The organism is Aeromonas simiae (assembly GCF_014892695.1).
GTDB classification, from domain to species: domain Bacteria; phylum Pseudomonadota; class Gammaproteobacteria; order Enterobacterales; family Aeromonadaceae; genus Aeromonas; species Aeromonas simiae.
Window position 1 is genome coordinate 1415588 of sequence record NZ_CP040449.1, and the last position, 17243, is coordinate 1432830.

General features: G+C 58.1%; 18 protein-coding genes. 7 read left to right on the top strand and 11 right to left on the bottom strand.

Annotation, left to right across the window (positions count from 1 at the left end; all coding sequences use genetic code 11):
• Positions 1 to 582, bottom strand: coding sequence for a PilZ domain-containing protein (locus FE240_RS06650; protein ID WP_193003879.1), 582 nt, complete (start codon positions 580 to 582; stop codon positions 1 to 3).
• A gap of 75 nt (positions 583 to 657) precedes the next feature.
• On the opposite strand from FE240_RS06650, the gene FE240_RS06655 reads away from it, so the two are divergent.
• The 3 genes from FE240_RS06655 to lolE are packed head-to-tail and all read left to right on the top strand — an operon-like array spanning position 658 to position 3831.
• Positions 658 to 1893, top strand: a complete 1236-nt coding sequence (locus FE240_RS06655; protein ID WP_193003880.1) for a lipoprotein-releasing ABC transporter permease subunit — start codon at positions 658 to 660, stop codon at positions 1891 to 1893.
• The gene (gene lolD, locus FE240_RS06660; RefSeq protein ID WP_042046296.1) at positions 1886 to 2590 is read left to right on the top strand and encodes a lipoprotein-releasing ABC transporter ATP-binding protein LolD; all 705 of its coding nucleotides are present in this window, start codon (positions 1886 to 1888) and stop codon (positions 2588 to 2590) included. Before FE240_RS06655 ends, lolD begins: the two co-directional genes overlap by 8 nt.
• The gene (lolE, locus tag FE240_RS06665) at positions 2590 to 3831 is read left to right on the top strand and encodes a lipoprotein-releasing ABC transporter permease subunit LolE (protein WP_193003881.1); all 1242 of its coding nucleotides are present in this window, start codon (positions 2590 to 2592) and stop codon (positions 3829 to 3831) included. The genes lolD and lolE overlap by 1 nt, the downstream gene beginning before the upstream one ends.
• A gap of 65 nt (positions 3832 to 3896) precedes the next feature.
• Here lolE and yfbR read toward each other — a convergent pair whose 3' ends face one another.
• The 5 genes from yfbR to minC all read right to left on the bottom strand — a co-directional run bounded on the left by yfbR (position 3897) and on the right by minC (position 6973).
• Positions 3897 to 4487, bottom strand: a complete 591-nt coding sequence (gene yfbR, locus FE240_RS06670; protein WP_193003882.1) for a 5'-deoxynucleotidase — start codon at positions 4485 to 4487, stop codon at positions 3897 to 3899.
• Between the two features lie 97 nt (positions 4488 to 4584).
• The gene (locus FE240_RS06675; protein ID WP_042046300.1) at positions 4585 to 5019 is read right to left on the bottom strand and encodes a YccF domain-containing protein; all 435 of its coding nucleotides are present in this window, start codon (positions 5017 to 5019) and stop codon (positions 4585 to 4587) included.
• 146 nt (positions 5020 to 5165) lie between these two features.
• Positions 5166 to 5429, bottom strand: a complete 264-nt coding sequence (gene minE, locus FE240_RS06680; protein WP_042046301.1) for a cell division topological specificity factor MinE — start codon at positions 5427 to 5429, stop codon at positions 5166 to 5168.
• Positions 5430 to 5431: 2 nt separating this feature from the next.
• Entirely contained in the window at positions 5432 to 6244 is an 813-nt protein-coding gene (minD, locus tag FE240_RS06685; protein WP_042046302.1) for a septum site-determining protein MinD, read from the bottom strand.
• A gap of 18 nt (positions 6245 to 6262) precedes the next feature.
• Entirely contained in the window at positions 6263 to 6973 is a 711-nt protein-coding gene (gene minC, locus FE240_RS06690; RefSeq protein ID WP_193003883.1) for a septum site-determining protein MinC, read from the bottom strand.
• A gap of 106 nt (positions 6974 to 7079) precedes the next feature.
• On the opposite strand from minC, the gene FE240_RS06695 reads away from it, so the two are divergent.
• Together FE240_RS06695 and FE240_RS06700 are read left to right on the top strand one after the other, a co-directional pair.
• Complete coding sequence (locus FE240_RS06695; RefSeq protein WP_193003884.1) at positions 7080 to 7358, top strand: YcgL domain-containing protein; 279 nt, start codon at positions 7080 to 7082, stop codon at positions 7356 to 7358.
• Between the two features lie 83 nt (positions 7359 to 7441).
• Positions 7442 to 7876 carry a YcgN family cysteine cluster protein gene (locus FE240_RS06700; protein WP_193004476.1) on the top strand — a complete coding sequence of 145 codons (435 nt, stop codon included), beginning with the start codon at positions 7442 to 7444 and terminating at the stop codon, positions 7874 to 7876.
• Between the two features lie 54 nt (positions 7877 to 7930).
• Here the strand turns inward: FE240_RS06700 and dsbB are convergent, their stop codons facing one another.
• Together dsbB and nhaB are read right to left on the bottom strand one after the other, a co-directional pair.
• Entirely contained in the window at positions 7931 to 8452 is a 522-nt protein-coding gene (dsbB, locus tag FE240_RS06705; protein ID WP_193003885.1) for a disulfide bond formation protein DsbB, read from the bottom strand.
• An 85-nt stretch (positions 8453 to 8537) separates the two neighbouring features.
• Positions 8538 to 10115, bottom strand: a complete 1578-nt coding sequence (gene nhaB, locus FE240_RS06710; RefSeq protein ID WP_193003886.1) for a sodium/proton antiporter NhaB — start codon at positions 10113 to 10115, stop codon at positions 8538 to 8540.
• Between the two features lie 265 nt (positions 10116 to 10380).
• Here nhaB and fadR point away from each other — a divergent pair, with 265 nt between their 5' ends.
• Positions 10381 to 11094, top strand: coding sequence for a fatty acid metabolism transcriptional regulator FadR (gene fadR, locus FE240_RS06715; protein ID WP_042046347.1), 714 nt, complete (start codon positions 10381 to 10383; stop codon positions 11092 to 11094).
• Positions 11095 to 11150: 56 nt separating this feature from the next.
• On the opposite strand, the gene FE240_RS06720 is transcribed toward fadR, so the two are convergent.
• From FE240_RS06720 to FE240_RS06730, 3 genes are read right to left on the bottom strand one after another with little or no spacing between them, the layout of a single operon-like run.
• On the bottom strand, positions 11151 to 12674 hold the full coding sequence (locus FE240_RS06720) for a SpoVR family protein (RefSeq protein ID WP_193003887.1): 1524 nt from the start codon (positions 12672 to 12674) through the stop codon (positions 11151 to 11153).
• A 10-nt stretch (positions 12675 to 12684) separates the two neighbouring features.
• Positions 12685 to 13956 carry a YeaH/YhbH family protein gene (locus FE240_RS06725; protein WP_193003888.1) on the bottom strand — a complete coding sequence of 424 codons (1272 nt, stop codon included), beginning with the start codon at positions 13954 to 13956 and terminating at the stop codon, positions 12685 to 12687.
• A gap of 23 nt (positions 13957 to 13979) precedes the next feature.
• The gene (locus FE240_RS06730) at positions 13980 to 15902 is read right to left on the bottom strand and encodes a PrkA family serine protein kinase (protein ID WP_193003889.1); all 1923 of its coding nucleotides are present in this window, start codon (positions 15900 to 15902) and stop codon (positions 13980 to 13982) included.
• Between the two features lie 576 nt (positions 15903 to 16478).
• Here FE240_RS06730 and FE240_RS06735 point away from each other — a divergent pair.
• A complete protein-coding gene (locus tag FE240_RS06735; protein ID WP_226799117.1) occupies positions 16479 to 17066 on the top strand; it encodes a tetratricopeptide repeat protein in 588 nt (195 codons plus the stop codon).
• Positions 17067 to 17243 lie beyond the last annotated feature (177 nt).

The window sequence follows — 17243 nt, forward strand, 5'->3', positions numbered from 1 at the left end:
CTAAGGGTGGCGGTAACGATCGGCGGCGCGTTGCTTGAGCTGGCGGGATTGGACATGCAGGCTGGCGCGCACCAGCAGCTCCCGATCCTCTTCGCGAATGCGAGCGTATTCAAGCACGACATGCAGGCCATGCTGGCCGGGGGTGACGGCCTTGACCCGGCCGTAGCAGTAAACGGCTGACGCCTCGTCACGCAAAAAGATCTTAAGGCGCTTGAGCTGACCCGGTTGGGGGGACGGCCCATGCCCCTCGGGGGGAAATAGGTAGTGCAACTCGCCCGCGCCAAAGCGCACGGTGTGGAAGCGGTGCTCGACATGATCCTGGGCGGCCAGCACATAGCCCATGATGAGGTCTATCTTGCGCGATTGCTGGTTGATGATCTCGATCAGCTCCTGCAAGTGCTCACCGGCCTGGCTGCGCAGCAGGCGGCTGGTGCCGATGTCGATGGTGGAGATGGCCGAGGCAATGCGAAATGGCTCCGGCATCTCGGCCTCCAGCTCCTCGAGGGAGGGCAGATGGCCGCTCTCGACCGGGATCACGTTGACCGGCAGCGAGTGCACGACACTGAAGAACTCTTCCTGCATGGCGGCTATCCCTTGTTGTCATAGACGGTTTCCCTTTATTATCCGGTATCTTATTTTCTTGGCAACGGCAGATCCTTGAAGACCGGACTTTTTCAGCCACTTGCGCTGGCGATCGGCCTGCGATATGCGGGATCGCGACGCAGCAATCGTTTCGTCTCTTTTATCTCCCTGTTCTCGACCTTTGGCATCGCCATCGGGGTCGCCGCCCTGATGGTGGTGATCTCGGTCATGAACGGTTTCGAAGGGCAGCTCAAGGGACGTATTCTGGGTGTCATTCCCCATGTGGTGGTGACAGGAGCGGGGGAGCGTCTCGTTCCACCCGCCGACCTGGCGGCCGAACTGGCAACCCGCCCCCATGTGCTGGCGGTGGCGCCCATGCTGGCGACCGAAGGCATGCTGCAAAGCCCGGGTCAGCTGACCGGGGTCAGTGTGCAGGGGATCGATCCGGCCCGCTGGCCGGCGGGGGATCTGCTGCATCAGCAGATGCAAGATGGGGCGCTCGATACCCTGGTTCCGGGGAGTTACCGCATCGTGTTGGGGCAGGGGATTGCCCGCAATCTCGCGGTGTCGGTGGGCGATCAGGTTCGCCTTATCCTGACAGAGGGGAGCCGCTACACCCCGCTTGGTCGGGTGCCGGCCCAGCGAATTTTCACCGTCACCGGCATTTTCGGGGTGGGCGCCGATGTGGATAACCAGATAGCCCTGGTCAACCTTAGCGACGCCAAACGCCTGCTGCGCCTGCCTGCCGATGAGGTGGGGGGGCTGCGCCTGTGGCTTGACGATGCGTTCGCGGTCGATCAGGTGGTGGCCAGCCCGCTACCGGAAGGGCTGCACTGGCAGGATTGGCGGCGCGAGCGCGGCGAGCTGTTCCAGGCGGTGGCCATGGAGAAGCGGATGATGGGGCTGATGTTGGTGCTGATCATCGCCGTGGCCACCTTCAACATTCTCTCGGCCCTGGTCATGGTGGTCTCCGACAAGGAGGGAGAAGTTGCCATCCTGCGCACCATGGGCATGACCGAATCGGCGGTGGTGCGCATCTTCATGGTGCTCGGCGCCTCTAGCGGCGTCATCGGAGCCATTGCCGGCGGCCTGGTCGGGCTGGCGCTCACCTTTGGTCTTAACCCCCTGCTCGATGCCATCGGTCTCAACCTCTACATGGCGGCGGGCGGCGGCGGTTTGCCGGTGATCGTCGAGCCGCTGCAAGTGGCCATCATTCTTCTTGGTGCCGTGCTGCTCAGTTTCAGTGCCACCCTCTATCCTGCCTTCCGGGCTGCCCGCGTGCGTCCGGCCCAGGCGCTGCGTTATGAATAAGGTAATCATGTCGATGAACAAGCCGCTGCTCGAATGTCAGGCCATCAGCCACGTCTATCAGGAAGGCAAGCTGGAGACCCCGGTGCTCAAGGGGGTTGATCTGTCCGTGGCCGAGGGGGAGATGCTGGCGGTGGTTGGCAGCTCGGGCTCGGGCAAGAGTACCCTGCTGCATCTGCTGGGGGCACTGGATACCCCGACCACCGGCAGCGTGCTGTTTCGTGGCCAGAATATCCATGCTTGGAGCAGTCAGGAGCAGGCCCGTTTTCGCAACCGCGAGCTGGGCTTTGTCTACCAGTTTCACCACCTGCTCTCGGAATTCAGTGCGCTGGAAAACGCCGCCATGCCGCTGCTGATAGGCGGCGCCACGGTCAGCGAGGCGAGCGCCAAGGCGGCCGCCATGCTAGAGCGGGTGGGGCTCTCCCATCGTCTTAACCACCGCCCCTCCGAGCTCTCTGGCGGTGAACGCCAGCGGGTGGCCATCGCCCGCGCCCTGGTCGGGCAGCCGAGCCTGGTGCTGGCCGACGAGCCGACCGGCAACCTGGATCATGGCAGCGCCACCGGCGTTTATGAGCTGCTCTGTGAGCTTAACCGCGAGTTCGGCACCGCCTTCGTGGTGGTGACCCATGATCTGGGGTTGGCGGCCAAACTGCACCGCCGCGTGACCCTGGTGAGCGGGCAGATGGCGGAGGTAGCCTGATGTTCAAGCCGCTGCCCCTGTTTTTGGGCCTACGCTACAGCCGTTCGCGTCAGCGCAACGGCTTTATCTCCTTCATTTCGGCCTCGTCACTCATCGGCATCGCCCTCGGGGTGATGGCCTTGATCCTCGGGCTGTCGGCCATGAACGGGTTTGAGCGTGAGCTCAAGAACCGGGTGCTCACCGTTATCCCTCAAGGGGAGCTGGATGCGGTCGACGCGCCCATGCCCCGCTGGCCCCAGCTACGCGACTATCTGCTGGCCCAGCCCGGTATCACGGCGGTGAGCCCGGTGATCCGCATCAACGGCTTGCTCGAAAGCGGCAACCACCTCAAGGGGGTGCAGCTGCGCGCCATTTTGCCCGCGTTTGAAGATCAGATCTCCGAGGCGGACAAGTACATGACCGGCAAGGGGTTTGATGAACTCAAGGCCGGTGAGAATGGGGTGATCCTCGGTAAGGCGATCGCCGACAAGCTGGGGATCAAGGTGGGGGACTCGGTCAGCCTGCTGATGCCGGATGGCAATGGGGCCGACGGCATCAAGCAGCCGCGGCGCCAACTGCTAACCGTGGTGGGGATGCTTGAAATCGGAGGGCAGCTCGATGGCCTGCTCGGCTTTATGCACCTGCAAGATGCCCAGGCCATGACCGGTATGGGGGAGGCTGTCAGTGGTTTTAGCCTCAAGGTGGACGATGTGTTCAAGGCCCAGTCGATCACGGTCGAGGCGGCCCGCACGTTCCCGCACCACGTCTATATCCGCAGCTGGATGAACACCCAGGGCTATCTCTATCAGGACATCCAGATGGTGCGTACCGTCATGGTGGTGGTGATGCTGATGGTGGTAGCGGTGGCCTGTTTTAACATCGTCTCGACCCTGGTGATGGCGGTCAACGAGAAGCGCGGCGAAATTGCCATTCTCAAGACCATGGGGGCGAGTGCGGCGCAGATCCGCCAGACCTTCGTCATCCAGGGGATGGTCAATGGGGTGCTCGGGGCGCTGCTCGGAGCCCTGTTGGGGGGTGTGCTCTCGGCCTACCTCACCCCCATCATGGCGGGGGTGGAGCAGCTCATCGGTCATCGTTTCCTCAACCCGGAGATCTACTTCATCGACTTCCTGCCGACCGAGCTGCACCTGCTCGATCTGGGGCTGGTGACCGGGGCGGCCATCCTGATGAGCTTTGTCGCCACCCTCTATCCTGCGTGGCGGGCCAGCGGGCTCATCCCGGCGCGGGAGCTGGGGCGCTAACCTGTCATCACCGATAAAAAAGAGGGAGGCCTACTGGCCTCCCTCTTTTTATCCGAACTGCGGCCCTAGTGGGCGTTGAGCTCATCGAGCGGCAGCGAGAAGCTCGGCACGAAGGTGTCGATGAAGTAGCGCATGGCCGGGTTCATGCGTTGCTCGAGCATCTCTTCAAGGCGTTTGCGGGCCGGTTCAAACTCACGGTTGCCGGCAGCCAGCTCCTCCAGGCACTTGGTGTAGGCGCACAGGGTGTCGGCATCCTTTACCAGCCGCGCCAGCTCGGGCTCGGCGCAGCCAGAGTCGATCAAAGGGCGATAGGCGGCCTTGAGGGGCTCGGGCAGCATGGCCAGCAACCGCTGTTCGGCGGCCAGCTCGATCTTCTTGTATTCGCGGGCGATCTCGGGGTTGTAGTACTTGACCGGGGTGGGCAGATCGCCAGTCAGCACCTCGGTGGCATCGTGAAAGAGCGCCATGGTGGCGGCTTTCTCGGCGTCCAGCTGGCCACCAAACAGGGCATTTTCTATGGTGCCGAGGGCGTGAGCCACCATGGCGACTTGCAGGCTGTGTTCGGCGATATTTTCAGACTGAATGTTGCGCATCAGCGGCCAGCGGTAGATGAGTTTCATGCGGGCCAGGTTGGCGAAGAAGTGGTTGGGGTGCATGACGAGCTCCTGCAAGAGGTGATGGCACAAACCTACACGGGGGTGACCGGTGGGAAAAGCAAAAAGGGCGGGAAAGCCCGCCCTTTTGCTACACCCTTTAGCGAATGTACTGCCCGGTTTCGGCTTCGTGCAAGGTGACAACGGTTTGCCCGACGGGGGCGAGGCTGGCCACGGCCAGCTTGAGGTGCTGGATCCCGAATGGGATGCCGATGAGGGTGATGAAACAGGCCAGCGCCGAGGCGATGTGACCGATGGCGAGCCAGACCCCGATCAGCAGGAACCAGATGATGTTGCCGATCACGCCCAGAGTTCCGGTGCCGATGTCGTCACGGCCGGTGATGAAGCGGCGGCTCACCGTGGTCTTGCCGAACGGGAAGAAGGTGAAGGTGCCTATCATGAAGCAGGCGCGTCCCCAAGGGATGCCAATGAGGGAGATGAAACAGAGCAGCCCTGCCAGCCACCAGGCCAGTCCCATCAGGACGCCGCCGAGCAGGAACCACAGCAGGTTAAACAGAAAACGCAGCACACCCATGGATCACTCCTTTCCGATTTGAGGCGACACCATAACCAGCCCGCGAATGGCTGGCAATCAAAACCAGCGCTGCGGCGACATTCCTTGGCACAAAAACGACATGACCGGAGGCAGGGCTCCGGTCATGTGCGGATGGGGAGACCCATTTACTTCTTGTCGTCAGAGAAGGTGATGTTGAGTTCCAGCACCGAGAGCTCGGCGCTCTTCTTGTCGAGCTGCACCGATACCTGATCCGGATCGATCTCCACATATTTGCGGATCACATCGAGAATGTCCTGCTTGAGTTGGGGCAGGTAGTCCGGCCCCCCCCGTGAGGTACGCTCATGAGCAACGATGATCTGCAGACGCTCCTTGGCCAGCTGTGCGGTGCTCTGTTTCTTGTTGGAACGGAAATAATCCAATAATGACATGCTTAACTCCCGAACAATCGGCTAAAGAAGCCTTTCTTTTCTTCTTCAATAAAACGTAGATCCTTGCTGTCACCCAGCAGACGCGAAACCGCGTCGTCATAGGCCAGTCCGGCATCGGAATCCTTGTCGAGGATCACCGGCTCACCGGAGTTGGAGGCGCGCAGTACCGCCTGAGATTCCGGGATCACCCCGAGCAGGGGGATTGCCAGGATCTCCTGCACATCCTGCACGCTCAGCATATCGCCGCGATTGACGCGGGAAGGGCAGTAGCGGGTCAGCAGCAGGTGCTCCTTGATTGGCTCTTCACCGCGCTCGGCCCGACGCGACTTGGCCGCCAGAATACCGAGGATGCGGTCGGAGTCGCGCACCGAGGAGACTTCAGGGTTAGTGGTGACGATGGCCTCGTCGGCGAAGTAGAGGGCCATCAGCGCCCCGGCTTCAATACCGGCAGGGGAGTCACAGACGATGTAGTCAAATCCCATCTCGCCGAGCTGATCGAGGATCTGCTCCACCCCTTCACGGGTGAGGGCGTCTTTATCGCGGGTTTGGGAGGCCGGCAGGATGAAGAGGTTGTCGACCCGCTTGTCTTTGATCAGTGCCTGGTTGAGGTTCGCCTCGCCATTGATGACGTTGACGAAGTCATACACGACACGGCGCTCGCAGCCCATGATCAGGTCAAGATTACGTAGTCCGATATCGAAATCGATGACGACGGTTTTGTGACCTCGCTGGGCCAGTCCGGTACTCAGCGCCGCACTGGTAGTGGTCTTGCCGACACCGCCTTTGCCTGACGTTACGACTATGATTCGCGCCATTCTCGCTTCCTTGTAACTCTATTTGATGCTGTCTATACGAAGTTGTTCGTTGTCAAACCGGACGTGGGCCGGTTTCTGGATCAGGCCTGCCGGCAAGGCATCGCTCAGCTGGAAGGTGCCGGCGATGGAGAGCAGCTCCGCTGCCAGTTGCTGGCAATAGATCCGTGCCTGGGTGTTGCCACGCGCGCCAGCAATGGCTCGGCCGCGCAGGGCGCCATACACATGGATACTGTCGTCGGCAATCACTTCGGCGCCTGGGCTCACCGAGCCCAGCACTACCAGTGACGAGCCGGCGGCATAAATTTGCTGGCCGGAGCGAACCGGCCCGACATGTACGCGGGTGGGCGTCAGAGGAGGCGGTTCAACCTTGGCCGGCTCGACCTTGGTGGGCTTGACCGCCTTGCTGTTATCGCTACCGCGTGAACGCCCCGCGTTCATGACGGCAATACCAGCGGCCTTGGCCGCGGTTTTCATCGCCTCACTGCGGGCGCCCGTAATTCCCACAAGAATGAAAGATTCCGCTTCCACCAATTGCTTGATCGCACTGAAATCAGGAATGTTTTCCAATTTCTCCACGTTCATGACGATGGGGGCGCAATGGAAGAAGTGGGGGGCCTGGGCCACCTTGCTTTCCAGCAAAGCGCGGATTTTCCCCGGATGGGCATCGGTCACATGGAGCACCGACAAGGTAAAAGTGGCACCTTTTATTTCATTATCGCGTTCAGCCATGAAACATCCCCGAACCAGCAAGGCAATTCATTATTGTTATTGAGATTCCGATGTTATAGTTTGCCCCCACAAGAGGCAATCAACCGCACGGATTATACCAAGTTACATGTTGTGTGCAGTCTATAAAAGCCGCAAAAAAGCCGATACATATCTCTTTATTGAACGACGCGACGATTTCTCGCGTGTTCCCGAGATATTACTGACAACATTTGGCCCACCCCAGCTGGTGATGGTAACCAAACTCAATCCTGCCAAACCCCTTGGCATGTCTGATATTGGCAAGGTGATGAACGCATTGCGGGAACAGGGTTACTACCTGCAATTGCCGCCGCCGGTCGAGAGCCTGCTGGAAGAGCACAAGGCCTTCGTTCGCGCCCACTCCTGAGTCCTTGGTGTCGATAGTTTCGCTTGCCAGGAGGGCGGTGACCCTGTATACAGTGCGCCTTTTATGGCGAGTGGGTGAACATGATGCAAGGTGCCTTTTGGCAGGAAAAATCCCTGTCCGAGCTCAGTGAGCAGGAGTGGGAATCTCTCTGTGATGGTTGTGGCAAGTGCTGCCTCAATAAGCTCATTGATGAAGAGACCGACGAGTTGGTTTTTACCAACGTCGCCTGCAACCTGCTCAACACCAAGAGTTGCCAATGTTCCGACTACGCTAACCGCTTCAATCGCGAGCCGGACTGCCTGCAAATTACCCCTGACAAGATAGAAGAGTACCACTGGCTACCCTCTACCTGTGCCTATCGGCTGTTGGCGGAAGGCAAGCCCTTACCCGAGTGGCATCCGCTGCTGACCGGCAGCACCTCAGCCATGCACAAGGCCGGCCAGTCGGTGCGGGGCAAGGTGGTGCATGAAGCCTTCGCTGGCGAGTGGGAAGATCACATCATTTTCTGGGCCAGTTGAGCTGGCGGATATAAAAAAACGGAGCCTTGGGCTCCGTTTTTTTATTGGGGCGGCTTACTGGCAGCAGCGCCCCTTGACCAGATTACCGACGGCGACGATGACGCACACCAGCAGATAGGCCGCAAAGATGGCCACCAGCCACTGGGGCATGGAGAAGCCTAAGAACTGCCAACTGATCTCGGAGCAATCACCATCCGGCATGAAGAGCCAGGGGATCCACTTATCGAGCGGCAGCCAGCTCGGGAAATCGGCATAAGGGCTGCAGACATTGAACGGGGAGGGATTGAGTTGATAATCCACGTGGCGCAGGGCCAGTTGTAACCCGGTAAAGGCGCTGTAACCCCACAGCAGGATGGCGCTCCAACGAACCCATGGCCGCTTGGGATCCGTCATGCCGAGCAGCCCGGCCGCCAAGACACCCATGGTGGCTATCCGCTCATAGATACACATGACACAGGGGTGCAGCCCCAGCCCATGTTGAAAGAAGAGGGCGCACACATCAAGAAACAGGGCCGAGCCGGCCAATAGCACCCAAGGCAAGCGCTGAGCCGCCAGAGCGCGAAGATATTCCACCATAGCAATCGCCTGAAACCAAAAAAAAGCCAATGGGCATTAGAGCAAACCATCGGAAGAAAGGAAAGGGGGCCTTGGCCCCCTTGTTTTAAGGTGTGACGGTCGCAGGAACGTTCTCGACCGCGTTGCTTATCCAACCCCACTCGATAAATTGCTGGGTCATGCCCGGTAGCAGCAGCTCGACGCAGATCAGGCCTGTGACACTGAGCACCAGGGTGTAGGGCAGGGCCATCCAGACCATGCGGCCATAAGAGAGGCGCAGCAGCGGTGCCAGGGCTGAGGTGAGCAGGAACAAGAAGGCGGCTTGTCCGTTCGGGGTGGCGACCGACGGCAGGTTGGTGCCGGTGTTGATGGCGACAGCCAGCAGCTCAAAGTGCTCGCGGCTGATCGCCTGCTCGGCCAGCGCGGCCTTGACTTCACTGATGTAGACGGTGCCGACGAAGACGTTGTCACTGATCATCGAGAGCAGCCCATTGGCGATGTAAAAGAGCGCCAACTGGTCTTCCGGTTTGGCGGCCAGCACCCAGTCGATGACGGGTCGGAAGAGGTGCTGATCGATGATGACCGCCACCACGGTGAAGAAGACCACCAGCAGCGAGGTGAAGGGCAGTGCCTCCTGGAATGCCTTGCCGATGGCGTGCTCATCAGTGACGCCGGTCATGGCGGTGGCCAGCACGATGACCGAGAGGCCGATGAGACCGACGGCGGCCAGGTGCATGGCCAATCCTGCGATGAGCCAGACGGCGATGAGCCCTTGTACCATCAGATTGACCTTGTCCTGACGGGTGCGGCGGGCATCTTCCTGGCGGTCATACTCCTCCATGATGTTGCGTACCCGCTCCGGCAGGGTGGCGCCGTAGCCAAACCAACCCAGCTTCTCGACCAGCAGGCAGGTGAGCAACCCGCAGAAGAACACCGGTATGCTGACCGGCGCCATACGAAGAGCAAACTCGCCAAAGTGCCAGCCGGCCTGCTCACCGATGATGAGGTTCTGCGGCTCCCCAACCAGAGTACAGACGCCGCCTAATGCCGTACCGATGGCCGCATGCATCAGCAGGCTGCGCAGGAAGGCGCGAAAATCGTTGAGATCTTGGCGCGCCCCGTCATTGAGGTCATTGTCATCGAGATAATCGTGGCTCTGCGCTCCCTTCTGGCCGGACGCCACCTTGTGATAGATAGCGTAAAACCCCACCGCGACGCTGATCACCACAGCGATAACGGTAAGGGCGTCGAGGAAGGCGGAGAGAAAGGCGGCGGTCAGGCAGAACGCCAGCGAAAGCGCGCTCTTAGACTTGATATGAATGAGCAGCTTGGTGAAAACATAGAGCAGCAGCTGTTTCATGAAGTAGATGCCGGCCACCATGAACACCAGCAGCAACAGCACCTCGATATTGCCGATCAGCTCGTGTTTGACCTGCTCGGGGGAGGTCATGCCGATGAGGACGGCCTCAATGGCGAGCAGGCCACCTGGTTGCAGCGGATAGCACTTGAGGGCCATGGCCAGGGTAAAGATAAATTCGGCCACCAGCAGCCAGCCGGCGAAGAAGGGATCGAGGTAGAAAATGAGCGGATTGATGATAAGGAAGGTCAGAATGGCGCTCTTGTACCAGTTAGCGGTTTTCCCTAAGAAATTCTGTGCTAAGGCACGTCCGTAACTTACCTGCATGTTGTTCTCTCTAGGATTGACGTTTGACCCGCGGTGCCTGCCCGGGATCATGGGAAGGAGAGTGATGGTTTCGCAAAGCGGCATCGTTCCCCATGATATTAATCAAAGATTTGTGCAAAGAGACAGAGTCTAACAAAGGGCATGAGATAGCAATGGCTTCGATTGGTTCGTGCTCAGCAGAGGACTGACCTTTATGTTTGCCAGTGTCATCGGCTTTGCTATCATGCGGGAGTTTAACATTGTCATCACTTTACAGAGTCCGTTCATGGTCATTAAAGCGCAGAGCCCTGCTGGGTTTGCCGAAGAGTACATCATCGAATCCATCTGGAATAACCGCTTTCCCCCCGGCTCTATCCTGCCGGCTGAGCGCGAACTCTCCGAACTGATTGGGGTGACCCGCACCACGCTGCGTGAAGTATTGCAGCGTCTGGCCCGTGATGGATGGCTCACCATCCAGCATGGCAAGCCGACCAAGGTCAACAACTTCTGGGAGACCTCGGGGCTCAATATCCTCGAAACATTGGCTCGTCTCGATCAGGACAAGGTGCCAGATCTGGTGGCCCAGCTGCTGTCGGCGCGCACCAATATCAGCACCATCTTCATCCGTGGTGCCGTGCGCAACAATCCGGAGCGTGCCGCCGAGATCCTGCGTGAGGCCACTGCGGTTGATGACAGTGCCGATGCGTATGCCGATTTTGACTACTATCTGCATCACCAGCTCTCGTTTGCCTCTGGCAACCCCATCTATGCGCTGATCCTCAATGGTTTCAAGGGGCTGTATGCCCGTGTTGGTCGTTACTACTTCTCTGACAAGCAGGCCAGGGCCAGTGCTGACGGTTACTACGCGGCGTTGCTCAAGCTGGCAGAGAGCAAGGACTATGAGTCGGTGTTTCAGTTGGTGCGCCAGTACGGCGTCGAATCGGGTAAGCACTGGGCTCGTCTGCGCGAGCACATGCCGAGCAATTTCTGCGATCACTGACCGCGAATGAGAAGCGCACCTTAGGGTGCGCTTTTTGTTGATGGGGAAGAGGGCAGTTAGTAGCTGCTCTTTTTCTCTGGACAGCGCCCGATGATCTCGGGGCTGAGCTCGCCGTTGTCCTGCTCGAGGATCACGTCAAATCCCCACAGTTGATGCAGGTGGCGCAGCACCTCGTGGCGCGAGTCGGCCAGCGGGATCCGGTTGTGAGGGACATAGCGCAGGGTCAGTGAGCGGTCTCCTTTTACCGCCACGTTGTAGACTTGGATGTTTGGCTCCAGGTTACTTAAGTTGTACTGCGCCGACAGGGTACTGCGCAGGCGACGGTACCCCTCCTCGTTGTGAATGGCCGAGACCTTGAGATAGTTCTTCATGTCATCGTCATCGATGGCAAACAGTTTGAGATCGCGCATCACCTTGGGACTCAAGAACTGGCTGATGAAGCTCTCATCTTTGAAGTTCTGCATGGCAAAGTGCAGGGTCTGCACCCAGTCAGTGCCGGCGTAATCCGGGAACCAGTACCTGTCCTCTTCGGTCGGGTGCTCGCAGATCCGGCGCAAGTCCGTGAACATGGCAAAACCCAGGGCATAGGGGTTGATCCCCGAGTAGTAGCGGCTGTTATAAGGGGGCTGATAGACCACATTGGTGTGGCTGTGCAGCACCTCCATCATGAAGCGATCGGTCAGTTTTCCCTCGTCATAGAGGTGGTTGAGGATGGTGTAGTGCCAGAAGGTGGCCCACCCCTCGTTCATCACCTGAGTCTGTTTCTGCGGGTAGAAATATTGGCTGATCTTGCGCACGATGCGCACCACTTCCCGTTGCCATGGCTCGAGCAGGGGGGCGTTCTTCTCGATAAAGTAGAGGAGATTCTCCTGCGGCTCGGGGGGATAGCGCAGCTCTTCGGCTCCTTCATTGCGCGCCTGCTTGGGCAGGGTGCGCCACAACTCGTTGACCTGGGTCTGTAGGTAATCTTCCCGCGCTTTCTGGCGCCGCTTCTCTTCGGCCAGCGATAGTTTCTGCGGTCGTTTGTAGCGGTCGACCCCAAAGTTCATCAAGGCGTGGCAGGCGTCGAGCAAGCGCTCGACGGCGTCGATGCCGTGCTTCTCTTCGCATTCACCGAGGTATTTCTTGGCAAACAGCAGGTAGTCGATGATGGACGAGGCATCGGTCCACGTTTTGAACAGGTAGTTGTTCTTGAAAAAGGAGTTATGGCCATAGCTGGCATGGGCGATCACCAGCGCCTGCATCGGCATGGTGTTCTCCTCCATCAGGTAGGCGATGCAGGGATCGGAGTTGATGACGATCTCATAGGCCAGCCCCATCTGACCACGCTTGTAGTTACGCTCGGTCTGAATGAAGTGCTTACCATAGGACCAGTGATGGTAACCAATCGGCATGCCGATGCTGGAATAGGCATCCATCATCTGCTCGGCGGTGATCACTTCGATCTGGTTGGGATAGGTGTCGAGCTTGTAATGGGCGGCAACCCGGGCGATCTCCTTGTGGTAGATCTCCAGCAGTTCGAAGGTCCAGTCTGGCCCATCGTCGAGCGGGGCATACACTCTGGTCTGTGTCTCACTCATAGCGTCCCCCTCATGCAGCTTGCTTTTTGAACAGTTCGCGAAACACCGGGTAGATATCGTCGAGCTTACGGATGTGCTCCATGGCGAAGTGGGGGAACTGGCTGGCGACCGACTCATACTCGTGCCACAGGGTCTGGTGGGCCCGGGTGGTGATCTCGATATAGGAGTAGTAGCGCACCCAGGGCATGATCTCTTTGATGAGCAACTCTTTACACAGGGGAGAGTCATCGGCCCAGTTGTCTCCGTCAGAGGCTTGGGCGGCGTAAATGTTCCACTGATTTGCCGGGTAACGTTCACTCATGATCTCGCTCATCATCTTGAGCGCACTCGAGACTATGGTGCCGCCAGTCTCTTGGGAGTAGAAGAACTCGTGCTCATCGACCTCCTTGGCCTGAGTGTGGTGACGGATATAGACCACCTCCACATTCTTGTAGGTGCGGGTCAGAAACAGGTAGAGCAGGATGTAAAAGCGCTTGGCCATATCCTTGGTCGCCTGATCCATGGAGCCGGAGACGTCCATCAGGCAGAACATCACTGCCTGGCTGGAGGGAACCGGCCGCTTCACATAGTTGTTGAACTTGAGATCGAAGGTGTCGATGAAGGGCACAGCGTCGATCTTCTTACGCAGATCTCGGATCTCCCGCTCGAGCGATGCAATTTCGGCATGATGCTCATTGGGGTCTTGCATCAGCAGCGCCAGCCGAGCCTCCAGCTCACGCAGCTGCCGTTTTTTGCCGGCCTGCAGTGCAACCCGCCGCGCCAGAGAATTTTGCAGCGAACGCACCACGTTGATGTTGGTCGGTACCCCGTTCGAGGTGTAGCCCGCCCGGTAGGTCTTTACCTCCATCAGTTGGTTAAGCTGGGTTTTCTGCAAGTTGGGCAGCTCGAGATCCTCAAACAGAAGATCTAAGTACTCATCCTTAGAGATCTGGAACACAAAATCATCCGCGCCTTCCCCCTGGTTTGAGGCCTGCCCTTCACCGCTTCCCCCGCCACCGCCCCCTCCCTGCGGGCGGTCAATCTTGTCCCCAGTGACGAACTGATCATTGCCTGGGTGTACCATCTCCCGCTTGCCGCCACGTCCCTGATGGAAAATGGATTCGGTGATGTCGCGGGTGGGAATGCTGATGCTCTCGCCCTTGTCCACGTCCTGGATGCTGCGTTTGGCCACAGCATCGGAGACCGCCTGTTTGATCTGTTTCTTGTAACGGCGGATGAAGCGCTGCCGGTTGACAGCGCTCTTGTTCTTGCCGTTCAGTCTGCGATCGATGAAATGCGCCATATTCCCCTCCTTGGCCATCAGGCTCAGGATGATTTACGCACCCTCAAGTACCACTCAGAGAGCAGGCGCACCTGTTTGCGGGTATACCCTTTCTCCATCATCCGCGCGACGAAGTTATCGTGTTTCTTCTGCTCTTCGGCCGAGGTCTTGCTGTTGAACGAGATGACCGGCAACAGCTCCTCGGTGTTGGAGAACATCTTCTTCTCGATCACGGTGCGCAGCTTCTCGTAACTGGTCCAGGTCGGGTTGCGGCCGGCGTTATTGGCGCGGGCGCGCAGCACGAAGTTGACTATTTCATTGCGAAAATCCTTTGGGTTGCTGATCCCGGCCGGTTTCTCGATCTTCTCCAGCTCGCTGTTGAGCGCGGCGCGGTCAAACAACTGGCCGGTCTCCGGATCGCGGTACTCCTGATCCTGGATCCAGAAGTCGGCATAGGTGACGTAGCGATCGAAGATGTTTTGGCCGTACTCGGAGTAGGACTCGAGGTAGGCGGTCTGGATCTCCTTGCCGATGAATTCAACATAACGCGGGATCAGGTATCCCTTGATGAACTCGAGGTAACGGTCGTGCAGCTCCTGCGGGAACTGTTCCCGCTCAATCTGCTGCTCCAGCACATAGAAGAGATGCACCGGATTGGCAGCCACCTCAGCGTGGTCGAAGTTAAATACCCGCGACAGGATCTTGAACGCAAAACGGGTGGAAAGGCCGTTCATCCCTTCGTCGACGCCGGCATAGTCGCGGTACTCTTGGTAACTCTTGGCCTTGGGGTCGGTATCTTTAAGGCTTTCACCGTCATAGACCCGCATCTTGGAGTAGAGGCTGGAGTTCTCAGGCTCCTTGAGGCGCGAGAGCACCGAGAACTGGCCGAGCAGCTCAAGGGTGCCGGGAGCGCACTTGGCTTCGGTCAACTGGCTGTTTTGCAACAATTTCTCGTAGATTTTCACCTCTTCCGAGACGCGCAGGCAATAAGGCACCTTGACGATGTAGACCCGGTCGAGGAAGGCCTCGTTGTTCTTGTTGTTCTTAAACTGCTGCCATTCGGATTCATTGGAGTGGGCGAGAATGATCCCCTCGAACGGCATGGCCGAGATCCCCTCGGTGCCGTTGTAGTTCCCCTCCTGGGTGGCGGTCAGCAGTGGGTGCAGTACTTTGATGGGGGCCTTGAACATCTCGACAAATTCCATCATCCCCTGGTTGGCCTTGCACAGGGCGCCGGAGTAGGAATAGGCGTCGGCATCATCCTGTGCATAGTGCTCCAGCATGCGGATGTCTACCTTGCCCACCAGAGAAGAGATGTCCTGATTGTTCTCATCGCCGGGTTCGGTCTTGGCGATGGCAATTTGATCGAGAATGGAGGGATTTACCTTCTCCACTTTGAATTGAGTAATATCGCCGCCAAATTCGTGCAGGCGTTTGACGACCCAAGGGGACATGATGGGACGCAGGTAACGGCGCGGGATACCATATTCACGCTCAAGCAGGTCGCCATCCTCTTCCATGTTGAAGAGGCAGAAGGGGTGATCGTTAACTGGTGAACCCTTGATGCGGTAGACAGGCACCTTCTGCATCAGGGCTTTGAGCTTCTCGGCTAAAGAGGATTTTCCCCCCCCAACCGGCCCCAGCAGATAGAGGATCTGTTTCTTCTCTTCCAGGCCCTGGGCGGCATGCTTGAGGTAGGAGACAATCTGCTCGATAGCCTCTTCCATGCCATAGAAGTCCCGGAAGGCGGGATAGCGAGCGATGACCCGATTGGAGAAGAGCCGGCTCAAACGCGGATTGGTGGATGTGTCTATCATCTCAGGCTCACCGATGGCGGCCAGCAGTCGTTCGGCGGCGGAGGCGTAGCAGGATTTATCCTGTTTGCACATATCCAGAAACTCCTGGATGGTGTACTCCTCTTCCCTGGCTTTTTCGTAGCGTTGTTGGTAGTGCTCGAAGATGCCCATAACCTTACCCCCGTTATAGATAGTCGCTTACCCTAAAAGAACCATCGCCATCGAGTTGTCACATTGTCTTATCTAAGTTAAGCCTACCCGCTACCTCACCGCGTATTGCCGTTGCAGAATCTGTTCCCGGTTGCCTATCCCTGTTTGCCCAAGGCCAACAGAGCCGATGGCGGCGGTCATCTACACGCATATGTTACTGACTGTTAAATTATTTCTGCCACGTTCCCTGATCGCTGTCAAAGGCTTCGAAGAGAAAATATACAGAGAGACGTTCGGGTCTCAAAATGGCGCTGTGTTGGTCGCGTGGAGTAAAACAGAAATAGCCATCGTGTTTGGTGCTTAAACTCTAATTTTTACATTGACGCAACATTGCGTGGCGGCTAGATTGAACTCGTACTTCGCCAGATGGCCAGTTCAGGTTGCTTGAATTGGTTGGTTTAGCAGGTGCAAAGCTCTGTTTAAGCACGTTTCCGTTGGCTTGGCCCTCGCATTGCGAGGGCCTTATTTTTTTACATTTGCTACGGTGTTGATTTTTTGTTACCAGTGGGCCTGGTGCGCTCACAAGAGCAGGGAGTGATGAACATTACCATTCGGCGTTTGGCTTTTATGGCATTGATTATGGCCGTGTTATGGCGCACTGAAGGTGATGAACAGACGGCTCATCAGGCGGACAGGGCGTGGCGCAGTGGCGATTATCAGACGGCCGTGACCATTTGGCGCACCCTTGCTGATGAAGGGGATCTCAGATCGCAGGTGCATCTGGCCCAGGCGTATGAATGGGGGCTGGGCGTTGCCCAGGATCAGGCGTTGTCATGGCAGCTGTACCTGTATGCGGCTGAGCGTGGTGAATCGGCCAGTCAATATCGCCTTGCAGAGGCCTATCTCAGAGGAGGCCATGTAAAGCGGGATCTGAATGCCGCCTATCACTGGTTCGAGCTGGCCGCGCAAGGGGGCAATGTCATGGCTCAACTCAAGTTTGGGGCCTTGTGCCTACTTGGCATCAAGGGGCAACCAGAATGGGAGAAGGGGCGCCGCTACTTGCTTCGGGCGGCCTCCGCCGGTAACGAGACCGCTCTGCTGGTCTTAAAAGAGTTGGTCAAGCGGGAGCGGGGGGAGGGGGCATTCACCTTTGATGAACTGGAACGCCTGGTGGCCGAAAGTTAGAAAGTGCGTAAAAAATAACCATATAGGTGGTGCATTTTTGTTACCCCCTGTTCGATGTCATCTGTTACCATGGCGCCTTGCCTGATTCGTCGTGAGGGAGAGAAGGCTTGTCCTCCGCTCGCTGGCGCGTTTGCAGAGTAGAGTGAACAGTCAGGCAAAATCGTGTCGTCCATTTAA

Bases quoted from the DNA above. Each gene is read 5' to 3' on its own strand.
- dsbB (WP_193003885.1), bottom strand. From the start codon at position 8,452: ATGGTGGAATATCTTCGCGCTCTGGCGGCTCAGCGCTTGCCTTGGGTG.
- lolE (WP_193003881.1), top strand. From the start codon at position 2,590: ATGTTCAAGCCGCTGCCCCTGTTTTTGGGCCTACGCTACAGCCGTTCG.
- lolD (WP_042046296.1), top strand. From the start codon at position 1,886: ATGAATAAGGTAATCATGTCGATGAACAAGCCGCTGCTCGAATGTCAG.
- fadR (WP_042046347.1), top strand. From the start codon at position 10,381: ATGGTCATTAAAGCGCAGAGCCCTGCTGGGTTTGCCGAAGAGTACATC.
- FE240_RS06730 (WP_193003889.1), bottom strand. From the start codon at position 15,902: ATGGGCATCTTCGAGCACTACCAACAACGCTACGAAAAAGCCAGGGAA.
- FE240_RS06720 (WP_193003887.1), bottom strand. From the start codon at position 12,674: ATGAGTGAGACACAGACCAGAGTGTATGCCCCGCTCGACGATGGGCCA.
- yfbR (WP_193003882.1), bottom strand. From the start codon at position 4,487: ATGCACCCCAACCACTTCTTCGCCAACCTGGCCCGCATGAAACTCATC.
- FE240_RS06650 (WP_193003879.1), bottom strand. From the start codon at position 582: ATGCAGGAAGAGTTCTTCAGTGTCGTGCACTCGCTGCCGGTCAACGTG.
- nhaB (WP_193003886.1), bottom strand. From the start codon at position 10,115: ATGCAGGTAAGTTACGGACGTGCCTTAGCACAGAATTTCTTAGGGAAA.
- minE (WP_042046301.1), bottom strand. From the start codon at position 5,429: ATGTCATTATTGGATTATTTCCGTTCCAACAAGAAACAGAGCACCGCA.
- FE240_RS06725 (WP_193003888.1), bottom strand. From the start codon at position 13,956: ATGGCGCATTTCATCGATCGCAGACTGAACGGCAAGAACAAGAGCGCT.
- minD (WP_042046302.1), bottom strand. From the start codon at position 6,244: ATGGCGCGAATCATAGTCGTAACGTCAGGCAAAGGCGGTGTCGGCAAG.
- FE240_RS06700 (WP_193004476.1), top strand. From the start codon at position 7,442: ATGCAAGGTGCCTTTTGGCAGGAAAAATCCCTGTCCGAGCTCAGTGAG.
- minC (WP_193003883.1), bottom strand. From the start codon at position 6,973: ATGGCTGAACGCGATAATGAAATAAAAGGTGCCACTTTTACCTTGTCG.
- FE240_RS06735 (WP_226799117.1), top strand. From the start codon at position 16,479: ATGAACATTACCATTCGGCGTTTGGCTTTTATGGCATTGATTATGGCC.
- FE240_RS06675 (WP_042046300.1), bottom strand. From the start codon at position 5,019: ATGGGTGTGCTGCGTTTTCTGTTTAACCTGCTGTGGTTCCTGCTCGGC.
- FE240_RS06695 (WP_193003884.1), top strand. From the start codon at position 7,080: ATGTTGTGTGCAGTCTATAAAAGCCGCAAAAAAGCCGATACATATCTC.